Here is an 11,338-nt window from a genome sequence, read left to right on the forward strand (position 1 = left end):
GGGGCGCCGGTGCTGGGACCGACGGCATAGGTTGATCCCTGTGTATGACGGCGTGATCCAGGATCTGATCGATGAGCTCGGGCAGCTGCCCGGCATTGGTCCCAAGAGCGCGCAGCGGATCGCCTTCCACCTGCTCGACGCCGATCCCGAGGACGTCCGGCGCTTCGCCGCGACGCTCGTCGAGGTCAAGTCGAAGGTGCACTTCTGCTCGATCTGCGGCAACGTCACGGTCGACGCCGAGTGCCGCATCTGCGCCGACCCGCGCCGCGACCTGAGCGTCCTGTGCGTCGTCGAGGAGTCCAAGGACGTCATCGCGATCGAGCGCACCCGCGAGTTCCGCGGCCGCTACCACGTGCTGGGCGGGGCGATCTCGCCGATCGCGGGCGTCGGTCCCGACCAGCTGCGCATCAAGGAGCTGCTGCAGCGCCTGCAGGACGGCGCTGTCACCGAGGTCATCATCGCGACGGACCCGAACCTCGAGGGCGAGGCCACCGCGACGTACCTGATCCGCATGCTGTCGCCGTACGGCCTGCGCGTCAGCAAGCTCGCCAGCGGCCTGCCCGTCGGCGGCGACCTCGAGTACGCCGACGAGCTCACGCTGGGTCGCGCGTTCGAGGGTCGCACGACGATCGGTTGAGCGGGCGGCGCGTCCGGACGCTCTGGTAGCGTCCTGGCACCGGCGGCTGACAGGCAGTCGCCAATGGATCCGGGGGATCACATGACGACTCGTTCACGCATGGGCGGCCTCGCCCTGGCACTCACGCTGTCGCTGACCGGCACGCTCGCCGCCTGCGGTGGCAGCGACGACGACAGCGCGGCGTCCGACCCGACCTCGTCGGCCGCGCCGACGGCCGAGGCGGAGACGACGACGCCCGAGCCGACGGCCGACTCCGGTGGCGACGCCGCGGGCAAGCCCAGCCGCGACGACGTCATCGCGGGCTACACGAAGGTCATCACGGGCACGGCTGGCGCCAACCTGCCCGACGACATCGTCAAGCAGGTCGTGACGTGCTTCGTCGACGAGCTCTACGAGCCGGCGTCGGCGCAGACGCTGCAGGCCATCGCGGACGCCGATCCGTCCGGTGTCGACCCGGCCGACGCCCAGCTGTTCGGCGACGCCTCGACGACCTGCACCGCCAAGATCACCGGCTGACGCGGGCCGCGGCGAGGCGGCCGGCCGGGTGCGACGGGCGTCCGGCCGGCTGCATACCCGCGGTATCGTGAGCCGATGGAGCTCGAGCTTCGGCACCTCAAGGTCGTGTGCGCCCTCGCCGACGAGGGCAGCGTCACGAAGGCCGCCGCGAGCCTCGGCCTGGCCCAGCCCGCACTGAGCGCCCAGCTCGGCCGCATCGAGAAGTCGCTCGGCGGTCCGCTGTTCGAGCGCGACCACCGCGGCGTCCGGTCGACGGCCCTGGGCGATCTCGTGCTGGCGCGCGCCAGGGTCATGCTGCCGGCGATGTCGGGGCTCAAGGAGGAGGCCGCCCGCCTGGCCAGCCACGAGGGGCGCGACCCCGGCACGCCGACGCACCTGACCCTCGGGGCCTCCACGAGCGTCGTGCTGGGCCGGCTGATCCGCTCGCTGGCGCTCGAGCACCCCGACGTGCACGTGTCGACGCGCGCCTCGTGGTCGAGCGACGAGCTCGCCGAGGGCGTGGTCGACGGACGCGTCGACGTCGCGGTCGTCGGTGTCTGCGCCGACGCCCCGCCGCCGACCCGCCACGGCCTGACGTGGCGCACCGTGACGACCGACCCCGTGTTCGTGCTGCTCCCGGAGCACCACCGCCTCGCCGGCCGCGACGAGGTCGCGCTGGCCGACCTGGCCGACGAGGACTGGGCCGCGATCCCCGTCGACGGCTGCTTCACGGGCTGCTTCGCGGCCGCCTGCGCCCGGGCGGGCTTCACCCCGCGCACGCTCTACGAGGCCGACGCGGCCAGCTGCATCGACCTCGTCGCCTCGGGTCTGGCCGTCGCGCTGTGCCAGCCGACGCGCGAGGTCCCGGGTCTCGTGACGGTGCCGGTGGCCGACGCACCGCTGCGCTGGAACCACCTCGTCGGGTGGCACGCGGACGCCGCCGTGGCCCCGTTCGCCGACGAGATCGTCCGTCTGACGTCCGACGCCTTCGCCGAGATGATCGCCGAGAGCCCCGTGTACTCCTCGTGGTTGCGGGGCAGATCGGGCTTCGGCGTGCTGCCGGCGGCGGCGATCACGCCGACGGTATGACGCGATTGGTATGTCCCCGCACGCCGTCCCCGGCACTAGGTTTCTGGCATCCCCTCGGGGGGGATCAGGACGACGACAGAGGGGGACGACATGGAACGACGGGTGCGGATGATGACGGGGGCGGCAGCCCTCGTGGCCGGGGCGGCCGCGGTGTTCGGGCAGCAGGCGGTGGCGTCCGAGCCGGACGCCGGACAGCAGGTCGACCGGACGTCGATGGCCGGTGCGATGCAGCGCGACCTCGGCCTCAGCGCATCGCAGGTGGAGGCGCGGCTCACGGACGAGAAGCAGGCCGCGCAGGCCGAGGAGCAGGCGCGCCGACAGCTCGGGCAGGGCTTCGGCGGCGCCTGGTTCGATGCCGCGAGCGGCCGCCTCGTGGTCGGGGCGACGGGTGACGCGGCATCGACGATGCGGTCGTCGTCGTCCACCGAGGTGCGGCAGGTCGCCCGGTCCGAGCAGCAGCTGACCGCCTACCAGGCCAGGCTCGACGCGGCCAAGGCCAGCGCGCCCGACACCGTGCCGGGCTGGTACGTCGACGTCACGACCAACACCGTCGTCGTGCAGACGCGCGAGTCGGGCGTGCGCCGCGCCGAGGCGTTCGCGAGGAAGGCCGGCGTGCCGGCCGGTGCCGTGACGGTCCAGGTGACGTCGGAGGCGCCCCGTCCGCTCGACGTCGTGGGCGGCAACGCCTACTACATCGGCGGCTCGCGCTGCTCGATCGGCTTCGCCGTCACCGGAGGATTCGTGACGGCCGGCCACTGCGGCAGCCGCGGCGACACCACGAGCTCGCCGAGCGGCACGTTCGCCGGCTCGAGCTTCCCGGGCAACGACTACGCCTACGTGCAGACGCCGGGTCAGGCGCTGATCGGTGCGGTCAACAACTACGCCGGCGGCACGGTGCGCGTGCAGGGATCGTCCGACGCCCCGGTCGGCTCGTCGATCTGCCGCTCGGGGTCGACGACGGGGTGGCGCTGCGGCACGATCCAGGCGCGCAACGCCTCGGTGACGTACGTCGAGGGCACGATCACGGGACTCATCCGCACCAGCGCCTGTGCCGAGCCGGGTGACTCGGGCGGATCGGCCATCTCGGGCACGCAGGCCCAGGGCGTGACGTCGGGCGGTTCGGGCAACTGCAGCAGCGGTGGCACGACGTACTTCCAGCCCGTCAACGAGATCCTCAACGCCTACGGGGTGAGCCTGGTCACGAGCTGATCCGGACGGCTTCCGAGACGACGCTGCGCGACCGCTAGACTTGCGGTCGCGCAGCGTCGCGCGTCCGTACGTCTCCACAGGTAGGGATGAACCGTGGGCATTGTCGTCCAGAAGTACGGTGGCTCCTCGGTCGCCGACGCCACCAGCGTCAAGAGGGTCGCCCAGCGAGTCGTCGCGACCCGCAAGGCCGGTCACGACGTCGTCGTCGTGGTCTCGGCCATGGGCGACACGACCGACGACCTCATCGACCTCGCCAACCAGGTCTCGCCGCTGCCGCCCGCGCGCGAGCTCGACATGCTGCTGACCGCCGGCGAGCGCATCAGCATGGCGGTGCTGGCGATGGCGATCGGCAACCTCGGCCAGGAGGCGCGCTCCTTCACGGGCTCGCAGGCCGGCGTCATCACCGACTCCGAGCACGGTCGCGCCAAGATCATCGACGTCACGCCCGGGCGCATCGAGGACGCGCTGTCCGAGGGGGCCATCGCGATCGTCGCGGGCTTCCAGGGCGTCTCGCAGACCACGAAGGACATCACCACGCTCGGTCGCGGCGGCTCCGACACGACCGCCGTCGCGCTCGCGGCGGCCCTGGACGCCGACGTCTGCGAGATCTACACCGACGTCGACGGCATCTTCACCGCCGATCCGCGCATCGTGCCGTCCGCCCGTCAGATCCCGCGCATCTCGTACGAGGAGATGCTCGAGATGGCCGCCAACGGCGCGAAGATCCTGCACCTGCGGTGCGTCGAGTACGCCCGCCGCAACGACATGCCCATCCACGTCCGCTCGTCCTTCTCCGACAAGGTCGGCACCTGGGTCGTGCGCAGTGAAGACGTCACCTTGGAAGGCCAGCCCATGGAGCAAGCAATCATCAGCGGCGTCGCGCACGACCGCAGCGAGTCCAAGATCACCGTCGTCGGCGTGCCCGACAAGGTCGGTTTCGCCGCGGCGATCCTGCAGGCGCTGGCCGACGCGCAGATCAACATCGACATGGTCGTCCAGAACGTCTCGGCCGCCGCGACGAACCTGACCGACATCTCGTTCACCCTGCCGCGGGCCGACGGCCAGACCGCCATGACCGCGCTGGCGCGCCTCAAGGACGAGGTCGGCTACGAGCGCCTGCAGTATGACGACAGCGTCGGCAAGGTCTCGATCGTCGGCGCCGGCATGCGCTCCGAGCCCGGCATCACGGCGAAGTTCTTCCGCGCGCTCGCCGACGCCGGCATCAACATCGAGATGATCTCGACGTCCGAGATCCGCATCTCGGTGGTCGTCACCGAGAGCCAGGTCGACGCGGCCGTCAACGCCGCCCACACCGCCTTCGACCTCGGCACCGACGAGGTCGAGGCCGTGGTCTACGGAGGTACCGGACGATGAGTCGATCCACCACCCTCGCCGTGGTCGGCGCCACCGGCCAGGTCGGCGTCGCGATGCGCAGCATCCTCGCCGAGCGCGACTTCCCGGCCGACCGGGTGCGCTTCTTCGCGTCGCCGCGCTCGGCCGGCAGGACCCTGTCGTTCCGCGGCGAGGACGTCGTCATCGAGGACGCCGACACCGCCGATCTCTCGGGCATCGACATCGCCCTGTTCTCGGCGGGTGCCACGACGTCGCGCGCGCAGGTGCCCCGGTTCGCCGAGGCCGGCGCGATGGTCATCGACAACTCCTCGGCGTTCCGCAAGGACCCCGAGATCCCGCTGATCGTCAGCGAGGTCAACCCCGAGGACATCGCGCTCGCTCACCGTCGCATCATCGCCAACCCCAACTGCACCACGATGGCCGCGATGCCGGTGCTCAAGCCGCTGCACGACGAGGCCGGCCTCGTCCGGCTCGTGGTCAGCAGCTACCAGGCCGTGTCGGGCTCGGGCATCGCCGGCGTCCGCGAGCTGCACGGGCAGGCGCGGGCCGTCGTCGAGAAGGCCGACGAGCTGGCCTACGACGGCTCGGCCCTCGAGTTCCCGGCGCCGCAGGTCTACGTCGACTCGATCGCGTTCAACGTCCTGCCGATGGCCGGATCGGTCGTCGACGACGGCTCGTTCGAGACCGACGAGGAGCAGAAGCTGCGCAACGAGAGCCGCAAGATCCTGCACATCCCCGATCTGCGGGTGTCGGGCACGTGCGTGCGCGTGCCGGTGTTCACGGGACACTCGCTGTCGATCAACGCCGAGTTCTCGTCCGCGATCACGGCCGAGCGGGCCACCGAGATCCTCGGGACGGCCGACGGCGTCCGGCTCGTCGACGTGCCGACGCCCCTGCAGGCGGCCGGCACCGATCCGAGCCTGGTCGGGCGCATCCGCCAGGACCAGTCGGTCGACGGCGACCGCGGTCTGGTGCTGTTCGTCAGCGGCGACAACCTGCGCAAGGGCGCGGCGCTCAACACGATCCAGATCGCCGAGCTGCTGGTCTGACCGGCGGTCAGGCCGCCGTGGCGACGAGCGCCGCGACGGCGTAGATCGCGACGGCCGCGACCACGGCGACGACCGGGCCGGCCAGCCCGGTCGCGCCGACGGCGGCTCCCACGAGGCCCAGCGTCGTGGTGACGGTGCGCGCCCGCCTCACGCGCGCCGCCGTGGCGCGTCCGATCGTCAGGGCGTCAGCGACCCGCGCGGGCGAGCAGTCGTCGACGTCGATCGTGGGAGCATCGCCGAGCACACCTCCCGTCGTCACGGCGAGCGCGGCACCTGCGCGGGCCGACAGGCCGATCGTGGCGACGGCGCGGCCGGCGGAGACGAGGTCGCGCACGACCCCGCCGGCGTCGCCCGTGACGTGGACGGTCTCGATGCCGGCCAGCTCGGCCACGTGACGCGTGCGCTCGAAGGTGTCGCCGGAGACCAGCACGAGCTCGACGTCGAGGGCCCGGAGGCGCCCGACGTCGCGGGCGAGATCGGGCCGCACGTCGTCGGCGACCGTGATGCTGCCCAGCCGCCGCCCGTCGACCTCGACGCCGACCGTCGTCCAGATCGTCGGCTCGGCCTCGAACCCGATCCACTGCGGCGAGCCGACCCGCACGGGGTGGCGGTCGACCGAGCCCCGCACGCCCATGCCGTCGACGACCTCGACGCCGGTCAGCCGGCCGCGCGCCGAGAGCGTCGCGACCGCCCGCTCGACCCGGTGGTCGGACGCCTTCGAGAGCGCCCCGGCGAACCACCGCAGGTTGCGGTCGTGGTCGGGCTCGACGGGGTCGACCGAGACGACCGTGAGGTCGCCGGTCGTCACGGTGCCGTCCTTGGCCAGCACCAGGGTGTCGACCGAGCGCGCGGCCTCGACGGCGGAGAGGTCGGTGATGCGCACGCCGGCTCGCTCGGCCCTGGCCGTGCCCGTGCGGAACGCCACCGGCACCGCCAGCACCGCCGCGGCCGGGCCGGCCGTCACGAGGGCCGCCGCACCCACCGCGACGCCGTCCGTCGTGCCGTCGGCGGCACCCCAGCCGACCGCCGATCCGGCCGCCACGAGCAGGACGACCGGGACGAACCAGACCGGCAGCACCGGGGTCCGGGCCGGCAGCCCGCTGCGCGACCTGACCACGAGCGCCACGACCGCCAGGGCCGTCGTCGTCACGGCCGGCGCAGCAGCGACGGCCGTCCGTCCGTCGAGCAGCGCCGTCACGGCCCACGCGACCGCGGCGAGCACGGTCAGGGCGACCAGAACGTCGGGCCCGACCAGCCACCACGTCGGGGCACGGGACGCGCGAGCCATCAGGCGCTCTCCTCCTCGCGGAATCGCTCGAAGTCGCTCTGGTCGCCGGCCTGCCACAGCGGCACGCTGGCCTTGAGCAGCATCGTGATCTGCACGATGAACTCCGGGTCGTGCAGGTCGTCGCCGAACAGCTCGTTGATGCGCTTCCAGCGGTAGCGAACGGTCTGGGCGTGGACGCCGAGGTGGGCCGCGATGGCCGGCGCGCTGTCGCGGGTCTCGAGCCAGACCAGCAGGGTCTGCGAGAGGATCTCGCGCGAGTTGGGGGTCTCGGCGAGCAGGGGCTTGAGCATGTCCTGGCACATCCGCTGACGCAGCGCCGGCTCGGAGTGCAACCAGATCTGCGTGCGGTGGTCACGGCACCGGACGACCGGCTGGGCCGGGATGACACCCCGCCGCACGAGGTCGAGCGCGCGTCGTGCCCACCGGTAGGCCGACGGGATGAGGGGTGGGGCCACGGGCCAGCTCGCGGCGATGGGTGTCTCGGCGTCGGTGAACGTCGAGACGACGTCGGCCTTGCGGCACGCATCGACGATGACGACGACGCGTTCGCCGTGCCGCACCGCGAGGTGCTCCGACGCGAGCTCGGCGACGTCGACGCTGCGGTGCGCGTCGGGCTCGGACACGACGACGACGACCGATGCCGGCGGGGTCCAGACCGCGGGGTCGACGGCGTCGAGCTGGCTGGCTCGACGTCCCGTCAACAGCTGGTCGGCCAGTCGGGCGCGCGCCTGGCCCCGGTCGTTCTGCATGGCCAGACGGCCGGCGGTGAAGCCCGTCTCGGCCTGGTCGACGAGGTGGTCGATGTACCCGAACAGGCCGTCGGCGAGCCGGCCGCGCGTCTCGTCCGACATGGGCTGACCGGGGTTGGCGCGGCGCAGGGTGTCCCAGGTGACGGTCGCGGCCAGACGCAGGGCCGCGCGCATCGCGGCGAGGTCGCCGGAGTCGGACGCCTCGGCGCGGCCCATGGCCTGGAACATCTCGTCGACGCCGCGGTCACGGTGGGGCAGCCCGTCGAGGGTGTCGAGGAACCGGTGGGTCGCCTGCTCGACGGCGTGGGCGATGATGTCGCGCCGGCGCCCGTCCGGCTGGCCCGCGTAGGCCGGCACCTCGGTCTGGATGCGGTCGGCGACGTCGGCGGCGAAGGCGGCCACGAGGGGGCGCAGGGCCCTCGCGTGCTCCTCGACCGTGACCGGGCGACCGGGTGACGAGCCACCCGTCACGTCGCCGACAGATGACTCGTGCCACGCTCCCACGTCTCCCATGAGCCCCCCTCAAGGCCTGTGCTGCGTGAGCGCATCGTATCGGTCCTGACGTCGGGGGGAAGGGGGTGAAGAAGGGTGGATCGCTGACGGATGAGGTCGGGTGGAGGGAGACCCCACCCGCCAGCGAGCTGGGGCGACTACTCGGGCGGTTGCTCACCGGGCGCGTGGTCGGGGATGGGAGCCGGATCCGGCTTGGCCTTGATCTTGGGGTTGAACGGATAGAAGTCGAAGCACTGGAGGTCGGCACTGGTGGTGCCGGGGGCGGGCGGCCTGCTGCGGCCCTGGTCGTCGTACTCGGCGCAGGAGAGCGCGCCGACCTGCAGCACGACGGGATTGTCGGGGCCTGACACGGCCGAGGTGAGGAGGGGCGAGAGATCGTCACCCGTCTTCGTGGTGCAGTGGCGGAACGACGGTATGTCGAGCGTCCCGCGCAGGGTGCCACCCAGCAGGGCGCTCATCGCCTCGGCCGGGTCGTACTCGAGCTGCAGCACGCTGGCTGCCCCCTCAGATCCTTCAGGCGGCGTCCAGTCGGGCGGAGTGGTGCGTTCGAACCGTCCACTCGCGGCGCTGATGGCAGCGGTCGGGCCGGTCTCGCAGGTGCCGTCCAGCTGGGTGTCGACACCGTCGACGACGACCTTGCGGATGCGGACGTTGAGCGTGTCCTCGATCGACGTGGGGTGGACGATCTCGGTGAACCCCCCGCCCTCCAGGTCCTTCCTCTCGTCCAACGTGTTGAGCTGGATGGGGATCGGCAGGTCCTCGGCCGTCCGGCGCTGGCTGACCTGGAGCGTCACCTCGACGGGGATCGACCCGAACGCCACGGTGCGGACCACGATGGGGACGGTGTCTCCGTAGGTGTCGTCGGACACCGTGGGAGAGACGAAGAAGGCCCGGCTGTACGCCGGACTGAGCTGGTCGAACGTGAATCCCGGCGGCGGGTCGACGATCTGGATGTCGAACGTCGCGTTCACGGCCAGGACCGTCGTGGGGATGCTGATCCACTGCTTCGCAGCCGGCGAGCCGGCCAGCCCGTTCTGCGCCGTGTTCAGCCATCCGTAGTCGTTGGCCGTGTCGGGGCCGAGGCTGCAGTTGTTGCCCGAGTAGTCGATGCACTCGACGTACGGCAGGCCGGGATAGCGACCCTCGCGCTGGCCGTCCGCGACCGACGACGACGGCAGCGCGGTGAGCCCGGCGAGTGCCAGGCCCACCACGACGGCCAGGCGCACGGGACGGGAACGACGTGTCATGCAGGCACGCTCTCAGTGGCCGCCTGTCGCGTCAACGGCGTGCGGCGACTTTGCCGTCGATCGGGGCACAACTTGTCACGCGCATGACAAATCTCTGGACCGTCGACCGCCGAGACGGTGCCGCGGACCCGCCGTGATCCTCATGCGTAGCACCCTCGATGCCTGACTTGTCACGCACGTGACAAGTTTTCGTTCGTTTCGAGGATTTTTCGACGGCGTCCCTTGCCGGGGCCGGTCCGTGCGTGGGCGTAATGACGTCGTGACGCCCGTCACTCCAACGCACAGCACAGAAGTGGAGCACCAGATGAAGATCAAGCACGCAGCCATCGGTACCGCGGCCCTCGCCCTGGCCGGCGTCGCCGTCGCCGGCCCTGCCCTCGCGACCGGCAGCGCCTACACCGTGGCGGTCGGTGGCAGCTCGGCGGCCGGCACCCACGCCATCACCGCGGCGTCGTCCGGCACGCTGTCCTTCGCCGTGCCGACGCTGACGATGGGATGTTCCAGCGCGGCCGTCCCGGCGTCGCCGGTGTCGACCGTCGCGAGCGGGACCGGCATCACCGACATCGCGTCGATCAACAAGATCAACTTCTCCGGCTGCACGGGCCCGGGTGGATCGCTGACGGTCACGACGGTGGGCTCGTGGAAGCTGCACGGCACGGGCGCCGCGACCTTGGGCGCCACCGATGTCGTCGCCGGTCACGTCGACAACATCACGGCCACCGTGAGCAACGCGGTCTGCCGGTTCACCGTGACGGGCAAGGCCGACGGCTCCTTCGACGAGGCCGCCCAGAAGCTCACGGTCTCCGAGACCGGCTTCACCGGCAACCTCAAGGTGTCGAACGTGACCGGCTGCCTCGGCCAGGTCGTCAACGGTCAGAACGCCAACTTCAGCGGCGTCTTCAACGTCGCCTCCGCCGACGGCGCGATCAACGTCAGCTGACGCACCCCCGGCGTCCCGGGCGGGAGCGGACCTCCTTCCGCTCCCGCCCGGGCGTCGCCCGCACCGACCTCACTCGATCCAGGAGAACCACATGACCACCACCTCTGGCTGGCGCCGCCGCATCGCCGTCGTCGCCTCCGCGTCCGCCCTCGGGCTCGTCCCGATGGCCGCCGCGCACGCCGCCACGATCGTCACGCTCAAGCACGACGCCGTCGGCAGCAGCTACATCAAGAAGACCAAGTCGACGGTCGAGCTGAAGGCCACGACGTTGACGACCGATCTCGACATCGACACCGGCGACTTCACGGGTTCGCTGCCGCTGCCCGGCACGTCGACGGAGTTCAAGGCGGCAGGCTTCCTGCCGGTCAAGGCCAACGTCGACTTCATCCCGGCCGGTCCCGTGACGGGGCACATCGACCTGACCCAGACGCAGGCCAAGGTCAACGCGACGGCGACGTACTACGTCAAGCTGTCGAACATCAGGATCGTCGGGTTCCCGACGTTCACCGGCAGCAACTGCAAGACCGCGGCACCCGTGAGCATCCCGGTCGGCACTCCTGCCGACGAGGGCTTCGACATCATCGCGGGCGGCAACCTCACCGGCACCTACACGATCGGCAGCTTCGCGAACTGCGGCCTCAACACGGGCCTCATCAACGCGCTGGTGCCCGGCGGCGGCAACACCGTCAGCATCCAGGCCAGCAACGGCGTCGTCGTCGAGTAGGCATCACCCCCCCGGACCCGGCCGGCTCGCGACGCGAGCCGGCCG

The 11,338-nt window shown here is 71.6% G+C and carries 11 protein-coding genes; 8 read left to right on the forward strand and 3 right to left on the reverse strand.

Annotated features, from left to right (window positions below; genetic code table 11):
• Positions 1 to 40: 40 nt before the first annotated feature.
• The 6 genes from recR to IFT73_RS17335 all read left to right on the forward strand — a co-directional run bounded on the left by recR (position 41) and on the right by IFT73_RS17335 (position 5,832).
• Entirely contained in the window at positions 41 to 637 is a 597-nt protein-coding gene (gene recR / locus IFT73_RS17310; protein WP_056604915.1) for a recombination mediator RecR, read from the forward strand.
• 81 nt (positions 638 to 718) lie between these two features.
• Positions 719 to 1,153, forward strand: coding sequence for a hypothetical protein (locus IFT73_RS17315; protein ID WP_157432441.1), 435 nt, complete (start codon positions 719 to 721; stop codon positions 1,151 to 1,153).
• A 75-nt stretch (positions 1,154 to 1,228) separates the two neighbouring features.
• Positions 1,229 to 2,221, forward strand: coding sequence for a LysR family transcriptional regulator (locus tag IFT73_RS17320; RefSeq protein WP_192168697.1), 993 nt, complete (start codon positions 1,229 to 1,231; stop codon positions 2,219 to 2,221).
• Positions 2,222 to 2,311: 90 nt separating this feature from the next.
• On the forward strand, positions 2,312 to 3,430 hold the full coding sequence (locus IFT73_RS17325; RefSeq protein ID WP_192168698.1) for a S1 family peptidase: 1,119 nt from the start codon (positions 2,312 to 2,314) through the stop codon (positions 3,428 to 3,430).
• Between the two features lie 93 nt (positions 3,431 to 3,523).
• Positions 3,524 to 4,804 carry an aspartate kinase gene (locus IFT73_RS17330; protein WP_056604927.1) on the forward strand — a complete coding sequence of 427 codons (1,281 nt, stop codon included), beginning with the start codon at positions 3,524 to 3,526 and terminating at the stop codon, positions 4,802 to 4,804.
• Complete coding sequence (locus IFT73_RS17335; protein WP_056604930.1) at positions 4,801 to 5,832, forward strand: aspartate-semialdehyde dehydrogenase; 1,032 nt, start codon at positions 4,801 to 4,803, stop codon at positions 5,830 to 5,832. Before IFT73_RS17330 ends, IFT73_RS17335 begins: the two co-directional genes overlap by 4 nt.
• A gap of 7 nt (positions 5,833 to 5,839) precedes the next feature.
• On the opposite strand, the gene IFT73_RS17340 is transcribed toward IFT73_RS17335, so the two are convergent.
• The 3 genes from IFT73_RS17340 to IFT73_RS17350 all read right to left on the reverse strand — a co-directional run bounded on the left by IFT73_RS17340 (position 5,840) and on the right by IFT73_RS17350 (position 9,629).
• Positions 5,840 to 7,120, reverse strand: coding sequence for an HAD family hydrolase (locus IFT73_RS17340; protein ID WP_192168699.1), 1,281 nt, complete (start codon positions 7,118 to 7,120; stop codon positions 5,840 to 5,842).
• Positions 7,120 to 8,382 carry a helix-turn-helix domain-containing protein gene (locus IFT73_RS17345; RefSeq protein ID WP_192168700.1) on the reverse strand — a complete coding sequence of 421 codons (1,263 nt, stop codon included), beginning with the start codon at positions 8,380 to 8,382 and terminating at the stop codon, positions 7,120 to 7,122. The genes IFT73_RS17340 and IFT73_RS17345 overlap by 1 nt, the downstream gene beginning before the upstream one ends.
• 137 nt (positions 8,383 to 8,519) lie before the next feature.
• On the reverse strand, positions 8,520 to 9,629 hold the full coding sequence (locus tag IFT73_RS17350; RefSeq protein ID WP_192168701.1) for a hypothetical protein: 1,110 nt from the start codon (positions 9,627 to 9,629) through the stop codon (positions 8,520 to 8,522).
• A gap of 304 nt (positions 9,630 to 9,933) precedes the next feature.
• On the opposite strand from IFT73_RS17350, the gene IFT73_RS17355 reads away from it, so the two are divergent.
• Together IFT73_RS17355 and IFT73_RS17360 are read left to right on the forward strand one after the other, a co-directional pair.
• Positions 9,934 to 10,569 carry a hypothetical protein gene (locus tag IFT73_RS17355; RefSeq protein WP_192168702.1) on the forward strand — a complete coding sequence of 212 codons (636 nt, stop codon included), beginning with the start codon at positions 9,934 to 9,936 and terminating at the stop codon, positions 10,567 to 10,569.
• Positions 10,570 to 10,660: 91 nt separating this feature from the next.
• The gene (locus tag IFT73_RS17360; RefSeq protein WP_056604944.1) at positions 10,661 to 11,293 is read left to right on the forward strand and encodes a hypothetical protein; all 633 of its coding nucleotides are present in this window, start codon (positions 10,661 to 10,663) and stop codon (positions 11,291 to 11,293) included.
• The last annotated feature ends 45 nt before the right edge of the window (positions 11,294 to 11,338 follow it).

Source organism: Aeromicrobium sp. CFBP 8757 (assembly GCF_014841755.1).
Lineage (GTDB): Bacteria > Actinomycetota > Actinomycetes > Propionibacteriales > Nocardioidaceae > Aeromicrobium.